Source organism: Rhodopseudomonas boonkerdii (assembly GCF_021184025.1).
GTDB lineage: Bacteria > Pseudomonadota > Alphaproteobacteria > Rhizobiales > Xanthobacteraceae > Tardiphaga > Tardiphaga boonkerdii.
The window spans coordinates 1,505,998-1,524,074 of record NZ_CP036537.1; the positions used below are offsets into that span (position 1 = coordinate 1,505,998).

The 18,077-nt window shown below is 62.3% G+C and carries 18 protein-coding genes; 13 read left to right on the forward strand and 5 right to left on the reverse strand.

The features are described 5' to 3' along the window. Positions 1-54: 54 nt before the first annotated feature. A complete protein-coding gene (locus E0H22_RS07040; RefSeq protein ID WP_233024935.1) occupies positions 55-408 on the forward strand; it encodes a DMT family protein in 354 nt (117 codons plus the stop codon). Positions 409-534: 126 nt separating this feature from the next. Here E0H22_RS07040 and E0H22_RS07045 read toward each other — a convergent pair whose 3' ends face one another. The 4 genes from E0H22_RS07045 to E0H22_RS07060 all read right to left on the reverse strand — a co-directional run bounded on the left by E0H22_RS07045 (position 535) and on the right by E0H22_RS07060 (position 4,164). Next, positions 535-1,698 (reverse strand): PQQ-dependent sugar dehydrogenase, encoded by a 1,164-nt coding sequence (locus E0H22_RS07045; RefSeq protein WP_233024936.1) that lies wholly within the window; start codon positions 1,696-1,698, stop codon positions 535-537. A gap of 94 nt (positions 1,699-1,792) precedes the next feature. Then, the gene (locus E0H22_RS07050) at positions 1,793-1,966 is read right to left on the reverse strand and encodes a hypothetical protein (RefSeq protein ID WP_233024937.1); all 174 of its coding nucleotides are present in this window, start codon (positions 1,964-1,966) and stop codon (positions 1,793-1,795) included. 140 nt (positions 1,967-2,106) lie between these two features. Beyond that, on the reverse strand, positions 2,107-2,760 hold the full coding sequence (locus E0H22_RS07055) for a glutathione S-transferase family protein (RefSeq protein WP_233024938.1): 654 nt from the start codon (positions 2,758-2,760) through the stop codon (positions 2,107-2,109). 177 nt (positions 2,761-2,937) lie between these two features. Beyond that, the gene (locus tag E0H22_RS07060; RefSeq protein ID WP_233024939.1) at positions 2,938-4,164 is read right to left on the reverse strand and encodes a glycosyltransferase family 87 protein; all 1,227 of its coding nucleotides are present in this window, start codon (positions 4,162-4,164) and stop codon (positions 2,938-2,940) included. A 209-nt stretch (positions 4,165-4,373) separates the two neighbouring features. Between E0H22_RS07060 and E0H22_RS07065 the strand changes: the two genes are divergently transcribed. The 10 genes from E0H22_RS07065 to E0H22_RS07110 all read left to right on the forward strand — a co-directional run bounded on the left by E0H22_RS07065 (position 4,374) and on the right by E0H22_RS07110 (position 14,727). Further along, the gene (locus E0H22_RS07065) at positions 4,374-5,576 is read left to right on the forward strand and encodes a pyridoxal phosphate-dependent aminotransferase (RefSeq protein WP_233024940.1); all 1,203 of its coding nucleotides are present in this window, start codon (positions 4,374-4,376) and stop codon (positions 5,574-5,576) included. 119 nt (positions 5,577-5,695) lie between these two features. After that, positions 5,696-6,211 (forward strand): DUF992 domain-containing protein, encoded by a 516-nt coding sequence (locus E0H22_RS07070; protein WP_233024941.1) that lies wholly within the window; start codon positions 5,696-5,698, stop codon positions 6,209-6,211. Positions 6,212-6,376: 165 nt separating this feature from the next. After that, positions 6,377-6,853 (forward strand): DUF992 domain-containing protein, encoded by a 477-nt coding sequence (locus E0H22_RS07075; protein ID WP_233024942.1) that lies wholly within the window; start codon positions 6,377-6,379, stop codon positions 6,851-6,853. A 271-nt stretch (positions 6,854-7,124) separates the two neighbouring features. After that, positions 7,125-9,185 (forward strand): elongation factor G, encoded by a 2,061-nt coding sequence (locus E0H22_RS07080; protein ID WP_233024943.1) that lies wholly within the window; start codon positions 7,125-7,127, stop codon positions 9,183-9,185. A 12-nt stretch (positions 9,186-9,197) separates the two neighbouring features. Then, positions 9,198-9,731: a P-loop NTPase family protein gene (locus E0H22_RS07085; RefSeq protein ID WP_233024944.1), complete on the forward strand. Its 534-nt coding sequence runs from the start codon at positions 9,198-9,200 to the stop codon at positions 9,729-9,731. Between the two features lie 223 nt (positions 9,732-9,954). Then, entirely contained in the window at positions 9,955-10,242 is a 288-nt protein-coding gene (locus E0H22_RS07090) for a helix-turn-helix domain-containing protein (RefSeq protein ID WP_233024945.1), read from the forward strand. 54 nt (positions 10,243-10,296) lie between these two features. Then, positions 10,297-12,042: a SulP family inorganic anion transporter gene (locus E0H22_RS07095; protein WP_233024946.1), complete on the forward strand. Its 1,746-nt coding sequence runs from the start codon at positions 10,297-10,299 to the stop codon at positions 12,040-12,042. A gap of 209 nt (positions 12,043-12,251) precedes the next feature. Next, positions 12,252-13,097 (forward strand): shikimate dehydrogenase, encoded by an 846-nt coding sequence (locus tag E0H22_RS07100; RefSeq protein WP_233024947.1) that lies wholly within the window; start codon positions 12,252-12,254, stop codon positions 13,095-13,097. Positions 13,098-13,169: 72 nt separating this feature from the next. Beyond that, a complete protein-coding gene (locus E0H22_RS07105) occupies positions 13,170-13,799 on the forward strand; it encodes a single stranded DNA-binding domain-containing protein (protein ID WP_233024948.1) in 630 nt (209 codons plus the stop codon). Positions 13,800-13,932: 133 nt separating this feature from the next. Beyond that, positions 13,933-14,727, forward strand: a complete 795-nt coding sequence (locus tag E0H22_RS07110; RefSeq protein ID WP_233024949.1) for an alpha/beta hydrolase — start codon at positions 13,933-13,935, stop codon at positions 14,725-14,727. Between the two features lie 7 nt (positions 14,728-14,734). Here the strand turns inward: E0H22_RS07110 and E0H22_RS07115 are convergent, their stop codons facing one another. Continuing rightward, complete coding sequence (locus E0H22_RS07115; protein ID WP_233024950.1) at positions 14,735-15,874, reverse strand: alpha-hydroxy acid oxidase; 1,140 nt, start codon at positions 15,872-15,874, stop codon at positions 14,735-14,737. Positions 15,875-15,987: 113 nt separating this feature from the next. Here E0H22_RS07115 and E0H22_RS07120 point away from each other — a divergent pair, with 113 nt between their 5' ends. Both E0H22_RS07120 and glmM read left to right on the forward strand, forming a co-directional pair. Next, positions 15,988-16,167: a hypothetical protein gene (locus tag E0H22_RS07120; RefSeq protein WP_233024951.1), complete on the forward strand. Its 180-nt coding sequence runs from the start codon at positions 15,988-15,990 to the stop codon at positions 16,165-16,167. Positions 16,168-16,384: 217 nt separating this feature from the next. Continuing rightward, the gene (gene glmM, locus E0H22_RS07125; RefSeq protein ID WP_233024952.1) at positions 16,385-17,731 is read left to right on the forward strand and encodes a phosphoglucosamine mutase; all 1,347 of its coding nucleotides are present in this window, start codon (positions 16,385-16,387) and stop codon (positions 17,729-17,731) included. Positions 17,732-18,077: the final 346 nt, after the last annotated feature.

Genomic DNA, 18,077 nt, shown 5'->3' on the forward strand with positions numbered 1-18,077 from the left:
ACCGGCGGCCGCCGCCGGATGTTAGCGCCGCGCTTCGACAAGGATAATCACCGGATGCCGACTTTCATTTCGCCGCTGCTGCTGCCGATCCTGATGCTGCTGGCTTCGAACATTTTCATGACCTTCGCCTGGTACGGGCATCTCAAGTTCAAGGATCACGGGCTGCCCCTGGTCATCATGGTGAGCTGGGGCATTGCCTTTTTCGAATACTGGCTGGCGGTGCCCGCCAACCGGTGGGGCAGCGAGGTCTATAACGCCGCGCAGCTGAAGACCATGCAGGAGGTGATCACGCTGGTCGTGTTCGCCGCCTTCTCGGTGCTCTATCTGAAGGAGCCGCTGGGCTGGAATCACGCGCTTGGCTTTGCGTTCATCGCGCTCGGGGCGTTTTTCATTTTTCACAAATGGTGAGTGCGCAGATGTAGGATGGGTAGAGCAAAGGCGCAAAGCGCCGGAGCGAAACCCATCATTCTGTCGTTGCGGTAAGCTCCGCCGATGGGTTTCGCTTCGCTCTACCCATCCTACGCGTCTGGAGTGTCACTTCCCCGCCGGCGTGATCCGCAGCACGCGCCCTGACGAACTGTCCGTCAGCAGCCATAGGGCGCCATCCGGCCCCTGCCTCACGTCGCGAATGCGCTCGCTGAGGTTCTGCAGGATGCGCTCTTCGGACGTCACGGCATTGCCGTTCAGCTGCAGGCGCACCAGAAACTGACCGGCGAGGGCACCGGTGAACAGACTGCCACGCCAGCGCGGGAAGAGGTCTCCGGTATAGAAGGCCATGCCCGATGGGGCGATCGACGGCACCCAGTATTTGACCGGCTGCTCCATGCCGGGCTTCGACGCGCTTTCATGAATCTTCGCGCCGGAATAGTCGACGCCATAGCCGATCACCGGCCATCCGTAATTCTTGCCCTTGCCGATGATATTGACCTCGTCGCCGCCGCGCGGGCCGTGCTCGATTTCCCACAGCTCGTCATTCGCGGGATTGATCGCGAGGCTCTGCGGATTGCGATGGCCGTAGCTCCAGATCTCGGGCCGGGCACCTTCGCGGCCGATGAAGGGGTTGTCCGGTGGAGCGGTGCCGTCAGTCGTGATGCGAACGATCTTGCCGAGATGATTGGCGAGATTCTGCGCCTCGTTGCGACCGCTATAGTGCTCGCCGAGCGTGACGAAGAGATTGCTGTCGCCGGCCTGGACGATGCGGCAGCCGTAGTGGTTGCCGGTGGAGAGCGGACCCTCCTGACGGAAGATGACCTTCAGCTCGTCGAGTCGGGGGGCGGCGTCATCGACGAGTTTGGCGCGCGCGACGGCGGTGCGGCCGCCGCTGCCGGCGCGCTCGGAATAGCAGAAGTAAATCGTGTTGTTCTGCGCAAAGCCCTTGTCGGCGATGACGTCGAGCAGGCCGCCCTGGCCGCTGGCCATCACCTCGGGGACGCCCTTGACTGCCGGAGAGAGCGGGCCCTCCGGAGCAACGATGCGCATGCGGCCCTGCCGCTCGGTGACGAGGACACGGCCTTGAGGCAGGAAGGCGAGGGCCCAGGGATAGGACAGGCCGGATGCGACGGTGTGCACCTCCAGCCGGCCGGCGGACGAGCCGAACGAGGTCGGTTCGCCGCGGCTGGTGGTGGCGATCAGGAATGTCGTCGTGACCAGGATCGCGATCGTCAGCGAGGTCGCGACCCAAACCACCGGCCTTTTCATCGGGCACTCTTCATCGCGCAGGCTCCATCACGGAGGGGTGTTGACGATGCGATGTATGACGGCATCGCGATAGGGACTATGGTTTTTGCGGCGATCAGAACGGCATCGCCGACGCACTCCGGATCGACAGCACGGCGAGCGTGAGCACGACGCAGAGCGACAGGCAGCCAACCGCCAGCGATGCCGCGACGGCGTGGGTCAACCGGTTAGATGCAACGGGCGCGGGGCGTGCCTGAAATCCAACTGCCCCGCGAAGCGACCGTATCATGGCCGTAAATCCTTCAAATCGCGGACGAATCAGCCGCGTACTAAAATTCAGGGTGCTCGCGGGCAAGATTGCGGCGCAAAACGCGGCAACTGTGGCGGGACGGTGGCTTTTCAGCCTTTTGTGCTCACGACTATGCGAGTTTAGGCCCCGGCGATAACGTCGATGGTATCATATTCCGACGATGTTGGATGCCAATCCATGGCGACGAAGCCGGACTGCTGCTCCACATGGCGTAACCAGCGGCGCACCGACGGGAAGCTGGACAGGTCGAAGTCACATTGCTCGGCCACATGCGTGTAGGCGTAGAGCGCGATATCGGCGACGGTGAGCTGGTTGGCGGCGAAGAATTCATGGGTCTTGAGGTGATTTTCCATCACCTGCAAGGCCGCATAGCCGCGCTCCATCCAGTCGTCGAGCGCATGGGTCTGCAGCTCGCGGCCGCCGCGCACCAGGCACAGCCAGAAATAGGCGGCGCCGAGATTGGGCTCCAGCGCATGCTGTTCGAAGAACATCCACTGCAGCGCTTCGGCGCGGTCCATGCGCGATTCCGGCGCCAGCGGCGTACCGACCGCGACATACCAGAGGATGGCGTTGGATTCGGCGAGATAGCGGCCCTCGGCGATTTCCAGCAGCGGCACCTGGCCGCTCGGATTCTTGGCGAGGAATTCCGGTGTCCGGCTCTCGCCCCGCAGAATGTCCACCTCGATCGCGCGATATGGCGCATCGATGAATGCCAGCGCAAGGCGGACCTTGTAGCTGTTGCCGGAGCGCTGCATCGAATAGAGCTTGTACATTCGCCGGGGTCGATCTTTCAGGTGATGCGGGGCGGCGACCTCAGCGTCGCATTGCGCCTAGACAATGATGCCGCAAGGAGGCGCTCGCAAGAGCCGGACACTGGAAAAAGTCGAAAACCACCAAGGACTTTTGACATCCGGCAAATTGAATCTGTGCAGCCCCGCCGATGTGGAAGATCACGTCGCTGCGAGATCGCCGTGATGGTGCGATGCGCTGAGATCGAGGACAGCGCGCCAGATCACGATCAGATAGAGCGCGATCATTGTGAGGAGGCCGAGAGGCAGGTGGATGAGGCCGGCCATACTGCGCGTCAGCAGCGGGGCGATCCAGGCAATAGCGAGGATGGTGATTTCGTAGCGCCTGAAGCCGTGCGTGAGGCCGTGCCGGGTGAACCAGGCGATAGTGATCGCCAGCACGACGAGGTCGTAGTCGAGGACATAGGGCGTCGCGAGCAGGCTTGCGATCGCCAGCGCCGCGGCTTTCAGTGCAAAGGCGGCGTTGCTGCGCCACAGCCAGATCAGGCTTACTGCGAGGCTTGCGGCGAGCAGGCCCTGCGCAGCGTAAGCGAGCGGAAGGTCCGCTCCCCACATCCGCGCCGCCGAGAAGATCGACTGGATCTTCGCCCAGCCGGTGCCGCCTTGCTCGAGCACGACGTCGCGTGTGAAAGCGGTCGATGCCATGAAAGCATGCCAAATTCCGGTGCCGAGCATCATGGTGCTGATCGCGACGAGCGCGAGCACCGTGAGCGCCGCGCCAGCAATACTGCGCCAGTGTCCACCGGCCATGAATGCGAGGGGGATCAGCACGCCGAATTGCGGTTTGTAGGCGATCAGGCCGATCAGGATGCCGGCAACCCATGGGCGTCGATGAAGTTGCAGCAAGGCGCCGCCAAGTAATGCGGTGGTGAGAAAGCCGTTATGGCCGTGGCCGACATTGATGAAGACGGCGGGGAAGGCGGATGCGACGAGCAGCGTCTCACGGCGTGGCAGGATTGCAACCATCGCAGCGCAGTAGGCGATGAAACCCGCGACCTGCCAGAGTGCCAGACCCCAGAGATAGGGGACCGCAGCCACCAATGCGGCGATGGCGAGGAAGAAGGGCGGATAGTGCCAGCCATAGAATGGCACGTCGCGGCCGCCAAACACGGCGATTTCGGCTGCATGCTGCAGCGGCGGATCATAGGCATCAGCGGCCTTGCTCTGCCGGACGAGTGTGCCGGCGGCATAGACATTGGAGAAGTCGGTGCCGAGCGGCTTGCCGTTGCGGTCGATTGCGCCATCTGCAAGCGCAACCCATGCCGCGATGGCCAGTACGGCCAGCGCAAGCACGATCGCGCTATAGATGCGGATGCGTTCCGCGGTGAGCCAGGCGCCGCTCTCGATCTGTTGCCGGATACCGGACATTTTCACTCGAAATCGTCGTTGGCGGCTGCCAGCTGACCTATCACGCTCACTTTAAATTTCCCTGAAATTGCATGGCTTCCAGATGCGTTTCCAGCCCAACCGCCTTGCGATGCAAGGTCGCACGCACTAGGGTGCGCCGATCCCGAGCAGGATCGTAATTTTATCGCCGCGGACCGCGGGTCTCCGGCTGTTGTCCTAAGGAGAAGATGATGTCGTTCTTGTCTACCGCTCTCGACCGCGTGAAGCCGTCCGCAACGATTGCGGTCACGGATAAAGCGCGCGCGCTGAAAGCGGCCGGCCGCAACGTCATCGGCCTTGGTTCGGGCGAACCCGATTTCGATACCCCGGCGAATATCAAGCTGGCGGCGATCCACGCCATCGAGGCGGGCAAGACCAAGTACACGGCGGTGGACGGTATCCCCGAGCTGAAGGACGCGATCATCGCGAAGTTTCAGCGTGAGAACGGCCTGACCTACAAGCCGAACCAGATCATTGTCGGCACCGGCGGCAAGCAGGTGCTGTACAACGCGCTGATGGCGACGCTGAACCCGGGTGACGAAGTTATCATCCCGGCGCCGTATTGGGTGAGCTATCCGGAAATGGTGTCGCTGGCCGGCGGCACGCCGGTGTCGGTGACCTGCACCGCGGAATTCGGCTTCAAACTGCAGGCCGCAGCGCTGGAGGCGGCGATCACGCCGAAGACCAAGTGGGTGATCCTGTGCTCGCCGTCGAATCCGACCGGCGCGGCCTACAAGAAGGCTGAGCTGAAGGCGCTCACCGACGTGCTCGTGAAGCACCCTCACGTTTGGGTGATGACCGACGATATGTATGAACATCTGGTCTATGACGATTTCGAGTTTACCACGGTCGCGCAGATCGAGCCCAAACTCTACGATCGCACGCTGACCGTGAATGGCGTGTCGAAGGCCTATTGCATGACGGGCTGGCGTATCGGTTATGCCGGTGGCCCGGCGAACCTGATCAAGGCGATGTCGACCATCCAGTCGCAGTCGACCTCGAATCCGTCGTCGATCGCGCAGTGGGCGGCCGTCGAAGCGCTGAACGGCCCCCAGGATTTCATCGCGAAGAACAATGCCGTGTTCAAGGAGCGCCGCGATCTCGTGGTTGCGATGCTGAACCAGGCCAGCGGCATCGAATGCCCGCGGCCGGAAGGCGCGTTCTATGTCTATCCGTCCTGCGCCGGTACCATCGGAAAGACTGCGCCATCGGGCAAGAAGATCGAGAATGACGAGGATTTCGTCACCGAATTGCTGGAGACCGAAGGTGTCGCGGTGGTGCAGGGCTCGGCCTTCGGCCTCGGTCCGGCGTTCCGCATCTCCTATGCGACCAAGACCTCCGACCTGGAGGATGCCTGCAAGCGCATCCAGCGCTTCTGCGGAAACCTCCGGTAACACACAGGCCTCGAAACTTTTGACAGTTTCGAGGCTTTATTCGGGAAGCGCCATGTTTTCGACACGGCGCTTCCTTCTTGTTCCCCGCACTATCAAAACCCCAGAGTGGAGTTAAGACTATGCGACTTTCCAAGATGTTCGGCCTCTCGGCCGTGGCGCTCGCGGCGTCGGTTGCGACCGCGAACGCCCAGCAGCCTCCGCGCGTACAGGCTGGCGTGCTCGAGTGCCGTGGCGGCCAGAACGTCGGCTTCGTGCTCGGCTCGAATGCGACGCTGCAGTGCGTCTTCCAGGGCGCCGGTGGCCGTCCGGAAGGTTACGTCGCCAACATCCGTCGTTTCGGCGTTGACCTCGGCTTCACCGACAACACCACCGTGCAGTGGGCGATCTTCGCGCCGTCCGTACGCGTGCCGCGCGGTGCGCTCGCCGGCAACTACGGCGGTGTCGGTTCGAACGCGGCGGTCGGTGTCGGCTTCGGCGGCAACTTCCTCGTTGGCGGTCCGGGCAACGCCTATGGTCTGCAGCCGGTCAGCGTTCAGGGGCAGGTCGGCCTGAACGTCGCTGCCGGTATCGTGCAGGTCGAGCTGACGCCTGCCGCGCCGCAGCGCCGCGCGCGTCGTCATCATCGTCACCACTAATCGCTGTCGATCGTTCAACGATCGGCAAGGTTAACGAAAGGGCTCGCGCAAGCGGGCCCTTTTTGTTGTATCGGGCGCGCGTTGGTCCGCTGTCATTAGGTGGTGTCATTGGCTATGGATAGTGGATCGACATCCTCGCTTCCGTTCATGACCCGGAGACCATCGATGATCCGCCTGTCCGCGCTTCTTCTCGGCATTGCCACCACTGCTGTTCTTTCCGCATCGCAGGCGCAATCGCAGCAGGGTGTGCAGCTCGGCGTGCTGAATTGCCGTGGCGGTGCCAGCACAGGTTTCGTCGTCGGCTCGGTGACCAATCTCGGTTGCGTGCTCACCGGCACCGGCCGGCCAGACCAGCCTTATGTGGCGACTATCCGCAAGGTCGGTCTCGATCTCGGCATCACCGAACAGACCGCGCTGTCCTGGGCGGTGTTCGCGCCGGTGAATTATACTGGCCCCGGCGACATCTCGGGCAACTATGCGGGCGCGCAGAGCAGCGCGTCGATCGGTGTCGGTGTTGGCGCCAATGTTCTCGTCGGCGGTTCGCAGAATGCGATCTCGCTGCAGCCGCTGAGCCTCCAGGGCTCGGTCGGGCTGAATGTTGCTGCGGGTCTGCAGAGCCTGGAGCTGCGCCCGGGGCGTTGATCCCGGCCGTCGAGCGGATTGGCTAACGTTCGCGCGAGGCGACTGCTGATAAACTCGGCGTCATCGGCCGTTCTTCGTTCCGCGCACTCCGCTGGTGGATGATGGCTTCCGCCCTCGCTCTTCGAGCGTTGGCGGACAAGTCGCCTCATCCGTCCTTCGGCTGCGTGCGCCGCAGCGCAGCGACGTTTTCGACTTGCCAAATTTACGAACCGGGCGGAGCATCCCTGCGCCGACCCAATCACGGGCCGAGCTCCAGATCAGGAGGCGGCGTATGGGACAAGACCTGAGAAGTCCCCCAATCCCTTTTAAACCTGGTGGTCCACGGTGTATTGCACTCGTGGGCCCTTTCCAGAGCGGGAAAACCACACTTCTTGAAGCGATTTTGGCGCGAACCGGGTCGATCCCGAAAGCCGGGACTGTCGAGGCTGGTACGACCGTCGGCGATGCGAGCGCCGAAGCCCGGGCACACAAGATGGGTGTCGGTCTCACCTCCGTGACGACCAGTTTCATGGGCGATCACTACACCTTTATCGATTGCCCAGGCTCCGTCGAATTCGTGCAGGACATGCGCGCGGCGCTGCCGGCGGTCGACGCCGCCGTGGTGGTCTGCGAGGCCGACGAGCGCAAGCTGCCGCAATTGCAACTTATTCTGCGCGAGCTCGAAGACCTGGGCATTCCGCGCTTCCTGTTTCTCAACAAGATCGATCGCGCCCACAAGCGCGTGCGCGAGACGCTGGCGACGTTGCAGCCGGCTTCGCGTGTGCCACTGGTGCTGCGACAGATCCCGATCTGGAACGGCGATCTCGTTGCCGGCTTCGTCGATCTCGCGCTGGAGCGCGCATTCGTCTATCGCGAACACAAGGCTTCCGAAGTCGTTGCGCTGGATGGCGGCAATCTCGATCGCGAGAAGGAAGCACGCTTCTCGATGCTGGAGAAACTTGCCGATCACGACGATGCCTTGATGGAGCAGTTGCTCGACGACATCGTGCCGCCGGCCGATGCTATATTCGACGATCTCGCCCGCGAGCTGCGCGAGGGGGTGATCTGTCCTGTGCTGATCGGTTCGGCGATCCGCGAGAACGGCGTGTTGCGGCTGATGAAGGCGCTGCGCCATGAAGCGCCGGATGTTCGCGCGACTGCGAAGCGCCTCGGAGTGGCGAGCGGGGATGCGCTGGCCTACATCTTCAAGACCAGTCATCTCCAGCATGGCGGCAAGCTGTCTTACGCGCGCGTGCTGCAGGGACGCATCGAGGACGGTGCGATGATCGTCGCCTCAACGGGCGAGGGCGCGCGCGTGTCCGGCATTTTCAGCCTGACGCCAACGAGCGAGAAGCGCTCCAGCGCCGAAGCTGGCGACGCCATTGCGCTGGGCAAGCTCGATCCCGTCAAAACCGGGGATATGTTTGCCGTCGGAAAGGCCGCACCCGAAATCCTGCATTTCGGCGAGCCGCTATCGCCGGTGCTGGCAGTGGCGCTGGCATCGATCGATCGAAAGGACGACGTCAAGCTCGGGCAGGCCCTGCAGCGGCTGACGGAGGAAGATCCGTCGCTGACGGCCGTCAACGATCCGCAGAGTCAGGGCGTCGTGCTATGGGGGCAGGGCGAGATGCATCTGCGCGTCGCCATGGAGCGGCTGCGCGACCGGTTCGGTATCAATGTGAAATCGCATCCTCCCGCAATCGGCTATCGGGAGACCATCCGTAAGCCGATCACGCAACGCGGCCGGCACAAGAAGCAGTCCGGCGGCCACGGCCAGTTCGGCGATGTCGTGCTGGAGATCGGTCCGCAATCGCGGGGTGAGGGGTTTGCATTTCGGGAAAAGGTGGTCGGCGGTGCCGTGCCGCGTAACTACATTCCCGCGGTGGAGGAAGGCGTCATCGACGGCCTCACGCGCGGGCCGCTCGGCTTCCCGGTCGTGGATGTCAGGGTGACGCTCACGGACGGCTCCTATCACAGCGTCGATTCGTCGGATCAGGCGTTTCGAACGGCGGCACGCATTGGCGTCAGTGAGGCTCTGCCGCAATGCCAGCCGGTGCTGCTGGAGCCGATCCATGCGGTGGAGATCGTCTGCCCCAGCGAGGCAACCGCGAAGGTCAATGCCATTCTCTCCGGCCGGCGAGGGCAGATCCTCGGCTTCGACACCCGCGAGGGCTGGACGGGATGGGATGTGGTCCGCGCGCAGTTGCCCGAGGCAGAGATCGGCGATCTCATCGTCGAGCTCCGCTCCGCAACTGCAGGCGCCGGCAGTTTCACCCGCAGCTTTGACCATATGGCCGAAGTGAACGGCCGAACGGCCGATCAGATCGTTGCCGCGCATCGGGTGGCGGCTTAGTCACGTGAGCCGATGAGCGCTGAACCTGCGAGTCTTGTTACGAATCTCGGGCCGCGCATTGCCGTCATTGGCAATAGCGGCTCGGGGAAGAGCGCCTTGGCGCGGCGACTGGAACGCCGCATCGGCGGCACCTGGACCGATCTCGATGATATCCACTGGCTGGACAAAGTTGGTGTGAAACGGGACGAGAAGGAAGCCAAGGAGCTGGTTGTCGCCCTTGCGGCAAAGCCTCACTGGATCATCGAAGGCGTTTATGGCTGGTTGGCCGAAGCGGCGTTGCCGCGCGCCACGGCGTTGATCTGGCTCGATATGAGTCCGCAGGTCTGCCGTGACAGTCTCGCCGCGCGTGGTCCTTGGCGTGGCGCAACAGCAGAGCAGCATGCCGACCTTATCGGATGGGCGGAGAACTACTGGCAGCGAACGACGTCCACATCCCATGCCGGGCATCTGGCGTTGTTTACGCAATTCCCGAACATGAAGATCAGGTTCGGTGATCGAGCCGCCGTTGACGATTTCGTCGCGAAGCTAGGCAGGGTCAGTCCGTAGGCGCACGTTTTCAGGTCGCCGCAGATTGTCTGGCTATCCCGAACACGCCTTGCCCTCAGTAGAGACGGTTCAGAAAAATGCTGACGTCGCGACGTGACCCTGCGCTCGCCTGCGCGCCGGACAGGTGGGCGGACAGTATCGGTTCCAAGGGCTCGATGATATTTTATACATCATTGAAGCAGTTTCATATTTGATATAAGACTCTCTAAACAGGAAGATTAGCTTGATCACATCGTTTCAGATGCGCGCGGCGCGGGCGTTGTTGGGGATCGATCAGAAGCGGCTGGCGGAACTGGCCGGCGTTTCGCTGCCGACCATTCAGCGCATGGAAGCGAGTGACGGCAATGTCAGGGGCGTAGTGGACTCGCTGATCAAGGTCGTCGATGCCCTGGATCGCTCAGGCGTCGATCTGATCGGCGAGAACGTTCGCAGCGATTCCGGCGGACGAGGGGTGAGGCTGAAACAGCCCGGTCCACCGCCAAAATTTGAAGAGCCGAAGCTGACGGATTGAGAACGGGCCGCGGCCTCCATCGAGTGCCGTGGGGGTGACGGGGGCGAGTCGGGAATGGACGTTTCCAGAAATCGCGGGTGGAAGGCGCATCAGCCGACCTTCGCCGAACTGTTCACGCCCAAATTGATCACGGTGCTGCGCGAAGGTTACAGTATCGCCGATCTGCGCGCCGACATCCTGTCCGGTTTGACGGTGGCGATCGTGGCGCTTCCGCTGTCGATGGCGATTGCCATTGCCTCGGGGACGTCGCCGGATCGCGGCCTCATCACCGCAGTGATCGGCGGCTTCCTCGTGTCGGCGCTGGGTGGAAGCCGCTTTCAGATCGGTGGCCCTGCCGGCGCCTTCATCGTGCTGGTGGCTGCCACCGTGAGCCGCCACGGGATCGACGGACTGATCCTCGCCACCATGATGTCGGGCATTTTTCTGATGGCGGCCGGCTATCTCCGGCTCGGCACCTACATCAAGTTCATTCCCTATCCGGTCACGGTCGGTTTCACAGCCGGCATCGCCGTCATTATCTTCGCCAGCCAGATCCGGGATCTGCTGGGCTTGACGCTGACTGGCAAGGAACCGGGAGATCTCATTCCGAAGCTGGCGGCCCTGGGTTCGGCATTGCCGACGGCGAACGCCGCAGCCATTGCCGTGACCATCGTCTCGCTCGTGATTATCGTCGGGCTCCGGGCGTTGCGGCCATCGTGGCCCGGCATTCTGATCGCGGTGGTCGTGAGTGCTGTCGCGGCAGCTTCGCTGGCGCTGCCCGTGGAAACTATCGGCACCCGTTTCGGCGGCATTCCGCAATCGTTTCCGCTGCCGATGCTGCCCACGATGTCCTTCGCCAAATTGCAGGCCGTCCTGCCCGATGCCATTGCCTTCGCCCTGCTCGGCGCCATTGAATCGCTTTTGTCGGCGGTTGTTGCCGATGGCATGACCGGGCGGCGGCATCGGTCGAATTGCGAGTTGGTGGCGCAAGGCGTCGCCAATATCGGCGCAGCCCTGTTCGGAGGCATCTGCGTGACCGGCACCATCGCCCGGACCGCGACCAATGTCCGGTCCGGTGCACATGGGCCGGTCTCGGGTATGCTGCATTCCGTGTTCCTGCTGGCGTTCATCCTGATCGCAGCGCCACTGGCGAGCTACATTCCGCTCGCGTCGCTGGCCGCCGTGCTGGCGGTGGTGGCGTGGAATATGGCGGAGAAGCATGAGTTCATCATGCTGCTGCGTTCGTCATGGGGCGATGCGCTGGTCGTGCTGGCGACGTTCCTGCTGACAATTTTTCGCGATCTCACCGAGGGCATCCTGGTCGGCTTCGCGCTTGGCGCCGTGCTGTTCATCAACCGTATGGCAGAGATCACGGGGATAGAGGCCGATGGGCCATTGGTCGCTGCCGATCGTGCGGACGATGCCAATGGCGACCGCGCACCCTATGATGCAAAACTGGCGAGCGATCCGGATGTGCTGGTCTATCGCATCACCGGGGCTTTCTTCTTCGGCGCCGCCTCGACCATTGGTTCGGTGCTCGACGGTTTTTCGGATCGCCACAAGGCTTTCGTCATCGATTTTGCCGCGGTGCCCTTCCTGGATTCCACTGCTGCGAACGCGATCAAGGGCATTGCCGAGAAGGCAAAGCGACAAGGTGTCCGTGTCATCCTCACCGGTACTTCGCAGGGCGTGCGCCGGGCACTGCTGACCCACGGCGCGCGACCGCCGCTGGTCAAATACCGTGCCGACGTTGCAGCAGCCGTCAGCGAGATCAAAACTCGACGGGTTGCAGCGATCCAGGAGGCGTCAAGCTTGCAGTGATGGCATGGCCAATGGCTACCGGTTGCGGGAGGTGGCCATTGGCACGCTGATCTATGGGCACCTTCATCCTGAAACAGTGTGATTTACCGCAGATGCAGCATTGATGGTCTGCGATCATGCTGTTGCAGCGCAGCGCGAACGTATCTGATTATTTACAGTCCCTGCACAATTCCCGTACTACGACCGCTTCTGTCTGAAGCGAAGGACCGATGATGCCGAACGAGACCCAGCCCCGCGCCGCCTGTTTGATCGGTTGGCCTGCAGCGCATTCGCGCTCGCCGCTGATTCATCATCACTGGCTGCGCAGCATGGATATCCCGGGCGGTTACAGCATCGAGTCGATTCCGCCGGAAGGCGTCGCCGAATTTGTGATGAACCTGTCGAAGCACGGCTATATCGGCGCCAATGTCACCATCCCGCACAAGGAGCGCGTGCTGAAGCTGACGGCGCCGGATCGTCGTGCGCGCGCTGTCGGCGCTGCCAACACGCTCTGGTACGATCACGGCACGCTGCGTGCGACCAATACCGACGTGGAGGGGTTCATCGATAATCTCGATCACTCTGCGCCGGAATGGGATCACGCCGACGATGCGCTGGTGCTCGGCGCCGGCGGCTCGTCGCGGGCAGTGGTGTTCGGTCTGCTCGAGCGCGGCATCAAGCATGTCTATGTCGCCAATCGCAGCATCGAGCGCGCGCAGGATCTTGCCCGGCTGTTTGGGGAGCGTGTCATTCCGCTGGCGTGGGAAGCCGCTGCAAGCAGGCTGCCGCAAGTCTCGCTGCTCGTGAATACGACGTCGCTCGGTATGAAGGGGCAGCCTGAACTCGCCATCGATCTCGGGCTTCTGCCTTCGGAAGCGGTGGTGGCCGATCTGGTCTATGTGCCGCTCGAAACGCAGTTGCTTGCAGCGGCGCGCGCGCGGGGTCTGCGAACGGCAGATGGGCTTGGCATGCTGCTCTATCAGGCGGTGCGTGGTTTCGAATTGTGGTTCGGTCAACGGCCCGAAGTGACGCCGGAGTTGCGCGCCGAGGTCGAAGCCGATCTCACAGTGACGTGAGGTGGGAATAGCTATTTGTCCCTGGGGTTTCCATGTCAGGCGGCGGGCGCTGTCTTCAAAGGAAATTTCCCCATGGTTCAGATTATATCGACTTCAGCTCGCTTGTTCGCGGGCTCTCTTCTCGCTGGTTCGTTACTGACCTCCATTGCACTCGCGCAGCAGCCGCAACCCACGCGCATTCGCGGAGCTATCCAGGCCGTCGATGGCGCGGTGCTGACCATCAAGACGCGCGAGGGTGACGAGCGCAAAGTGAAGTTGACCGACAATGCGACCATCACGGGGATCGTCAAGACGACATTGGCCGAAGTCAAACCGGGCTCGTATATCGGCGTCACAGGGATGCCGCAGCCGGACGGCACGCAGAAGGCCATTGCGATCCATATTTTCCCCGAAGCGATGCGCGGCACCGGCGAAGGCTCGCGTCCATGGGATCTGCGCCCCAATAGCAGCATGACCAATGCCACTGTCGATCAGAAGGTGCAGGCTACGGATGGCCAGACGCTGACGGTGAAATACAAGGACGGCGAGAAGAAAGTGACGGTGACGCCGGATACGCCGATCGTCACCTTCGTGCCGGGTAACAAGGATGAGTTGAAAGCAGGCGCCAAGATCATCATCATGGGCGCCAGCAAGCAAAGCGACGGTAGCTACCAAACGGCCAGAATCAATGTCGGCCTCGATGGACTGACGCCGCCGATGTGAACTGGGAAAAACCTATCCCCCGTCGTCTCCGCTTGGTGCAAGCCTCCGGCATGAAGCCTCCGGCATGCCCGGCGGGGGCGACTCGCGGGGGCTGGAGCTTCGATTGGGCAAATCTCAAATCAACGGCGGGTGCTTGTCGATCGTCGCAGTGCTGCTGTTCTGCGCGTCGCAATTCACCGTCGCACCCGCCTTGGCAGCAGAACGCGTCCTTGATCTGCCGCTTCATGGCGGCGATCGACAGCGCGCGCTCTATGTCAGCCCGCCGCATCCGCGTGCAACGATTGTGATGCTGCCTGGCGGCGCGGGCGATGTGGGCTTGACGGGCGATGGCGACATTGCACGCGGTAACAATTTTGTTGTTCGTTCCCGCGCGCTTTGGCTGGCTGCGGGTTTTGCGGTGCTGATTCCCGATGCCGTTGATGGCCGCAATCTGCGTGGCCTGCGCAGCTCGCCTGACTATGCTGCGCTGGTCGGCGATCTCGTTGTTGCGGCTCACGTGCAGGCGCAGGGGCCGGTGTTCCTGCTTGGTACCAGCCAGGGGGCGATCGCGGCGATGAACGGCGCGGCGCATTTGCGCGACGGGGAGATTGCCGGGGTCGTGTTGACGGAATCGGTGTCGCGCTTCGGCGGCAGCCATGAGACGGTATTCGATGCACATCCGGAGCGGGTCAATGTGCCCGCGCTGGTGGTCGCCAATTCGGACGACCGTTGCAATGTCGCGCCGCCGGAGGATGCCGACAAGATTGCCGCCGCAATGAGCGGCTCGCCTAGCGTAAAGGTGTTGCGCGTCAGCGGAGGTGAACAACGCTCATCACGCGACTGCGGATCGCTGTCGCCGCATGGTTACTACGGTATCGAACAGCAGGTCGTGGACGGGATCGCCGCGTGGCTCAACGCGGCGATTGAAAGCGCTTCCCAGAAGCTTTAGCCGGGTCTCAGGACACCAGCACGCGCTTGTCGATCTCGCTGATCTTGTTCACGCCGCAAAGCCCCATGGTGACGCTGAGCTCGTTGCGCAGGATATCGAGCGCCTTGGTGACGCCGGGGCCGCCATAGGCGCCGAGGCCGTAAATATAGGCGCGTCCGATCATGCACGACTTCGCGCCGAGCGCGAGCGCGCGCATCACGTCCTGCCCCGAACGGATGCCGCTGTCGAACATCACTTCGATCTCCGAGCCCACGGCATCCACGATGCCGGGCAGGACCGAGATCGACGACGGTGCGCCGTCGAGCTGGCGACCGCCATGGTTCGACACCACCATGGCCTGCGCGCCGACCTTCACCGCCTCGCGCGCGTCGTCGACGTCATGGATGCCCTTGATGACGATCTTGCCGGGCCAGATGCTGCGGATCCAGTCGAGATCTTTCCAGTTCAGCGTCGCGTCGAATTGCGATGCGGTCCAAGCCGCCACGGATCCGAGATCGGCCGTGCCTTTCACGAAGCCGGCGATGTTGCCGAAGTTGCGCCGCTTGGCTTTCACGGTTCGCATCAGCCAACCCGGCTTGCTGGCAAAGTCGATCACGTTCTTCAGATTGAAGAGCTGCGGCGGGACCGCCAGGCCGTTCTTGATATCGGCATGGCGCTGGCCGATCACCTGCAGATCGACGGTCAGCACCAGCGCGCTGCATTTCGCTTTGATCGCGCGCTCGATCAGCTCCTTGATGAAGCCGCGGTCCTTCATGACGTAGAGCTGAAACCAGAACGGTTTCTCCACATTCTCGGCGAGATCCTCGATCGAATTGATCGACATGGTCGAGAGCGTGTAGGGGACGCCGAAAGCCTGCGCCGCACGGCAGGCGTGAATTTCGCCGTCGCCATACTGCATGCCGGTGGAGCCGACCGGCGCGCAGATCAGCGGCATCGTCGCCTTTTCGCCGAGAATCGTTGTCGATGTGTCGCGATTGGCGATATCGACGAGGATACGCTGACGGAATTTCAGCTTCTGCAAGTCCTCAGTATTGGCGCGGAACGTGTCCTCGCTATAGGAGCCGTGGTCGACATAGTCGAAGAATGCCTTCGGCACGTTGCGCTTGTGTTCGAGACGAAGGTCTTCGATGCAGGTGATATGCTTCATGAAAGCTCCCAGCCGTTCTTGCAATTTCTTGTTGGCGGTCATCTAGCATGGTTGGCCGTTCCGCCACATCTGTCTTGTCGTCAATATGTCGTCGAATCCCAAGGGGAAGAGTCATGACCGGTTCGAAGCCGCACGATGCCAGCAAGACCCGTGACAAGGCCGAGGCCGAGAAACGGCAGCTGGACGATGCCCTCGACGAGGGGCTGGAGGAGACGTTTCCAGGATCGGACCCCGTGAGCGTCACCCAGCCCGCCCATTCGAAAGCGGACAGTCACATCAAGCGTCGTGGATAAGCCGGTCGGTTCCGCGCGCTGTGTGCTTTCACGAAAATACCGCCTGCTCAACGGGTTACGGGTGCCCGAAGGGCGGGTTCGGTAATGATTCATCATATTTTTTGAAGGGAATTTAGGCGCTGCGGCCTTATAAGGCCGTCATACATGCGGCTGCCGTATCACGGCGGGCCGGACAGAATTTGAGCGCCTGCAACGGACAGGCGTGACGGGGGTATCAATGAGCCGCAAATATTTTGGAACCGACGGCATTCGCGGGCGTGCCAACGGACTGATTACGCCGGAACTGGCGTTGAAGGTCGGGCAGGCCGCCGGTCTCGTTTTCCAGCGGGGTGATCATCGCCACCGGGTGGTGATCGGCAAGGATACGCGCCTCTCGGGCTATATGATCGAGAACGCGATGGTGGCCGGCTTCACCTCGGTGGGCATGGACGTGCTGCTGGTCGGCCCGATGCCGACGCCGGCGGTGGCGATGCTCACCAAATCCATGCGCGCCGATCTTGGCGTCATGATTTCGGCGTCGCACAATCTGTTCGAGGACAATGGTATCAAGCTGTTCGGTCCTCTCGGCTTCAAGCTCTCCGACGATGTCGAGCGGCAAATCGAGGAGCTGCTCGACGAGAATCTCGACCGCAGGCTCTCGCAGAGCGCCAGTCTTGGCCGCGCCCGCCGGATCGACGGCGTGCATGACCGCTACATCGAATTTGCCAAGCGCACGCTGCCGCGCGATCTGAGTCTCGACGGTCTGCGCGTTGTTGTCGATTGTGCCAATGGCGCTGCCTACAAGGTGGTGCCCGAAGCGCTGTGGGAGCTCGGTGCGGACGTCATCTCCATCGGCGTCGAGCCGGACGGCTTCAACATCAACAAGGAATGCGGCTCCACCGCCCCGGAAGCGCTCAGCCGCAAGGTGCGTGAGATGCGCGCGGATATCGGCATTGCGCTCGATGGCGACGCCGACCGGGTCATCATTGTCGACGAGCGCGGGCATGTGGTCGATGGCGATCAGTTGCTCGCGGTCATCGCGCAGAGCTGGAAGGATGACGGCCGTCTCGCCAAGCCGGGCATCGTTTCCACCGTGATGTCCAATCTCGGTCTCGAGCGCTTCCTGCAAGGACACGGCATCGAGCTGATCCGCACCGCGGTCGGTGATCGCTACGTGCTCGAGCAGATGCTGCAGCACGGCTACAATGTCGGCGGTGAACCGTCGGGCCACATCATCATGTCCGATTACGCGACGACCGGCGACGGCTTCGTGGCGGCGCTGCAGGTTCTGGCGGTGGTGCAGAAACTCGGTCGGCCGGTATCGGAAGTCTGCCACCTGTTCGATCCGCTGCCGCAAATCCTCAAGAACGTGCGCTATCGTAGCGGCAAGCCGCTCGACGATGCGGACGTGAAGTCCACCATCGCCGCCGCAGAGCAGCGCCTCAACGGTCATGGCCGTCTTCTGATTCGGCCGTCCGGCACCGAGCCTGTGATTCGCGTGATGGGCGAGGGCGACGACCGCGTGATGGTCGAGGAAGTGGTCGACACCATCGTGCATGCGCTCGGGCATGCTGCTGCGGCTTGAGTAGGGTAGGGCGGATTCTCGAAGCGTATCCGCCGTTCTTCGCAACGCAGGGCGGGTCGGCGGATTACGCCTCCGGCTAATCCGCGTTTTGATAGTTAACGATCAGCAAACGCCGCGCGGATGCGCGGCGTTTTTGCGTTGATGGAACTACACAATCGTAAAGCATCGTTAGGAGTTTGGGCGCTCGTGTGACGAATGATGAAGGTCGTTTGCTTTACCGTCATCAACTGTCAACCTTAATTGTTAGGGTTAAGTGCCCCTTAAGATATTGGTGTCATCGTCCGCCTGTGAGTTTCCGAGTGAGAGGCCTCGTTCGTTTGCCTCTCTGGCCCAACAAGGACGAAGC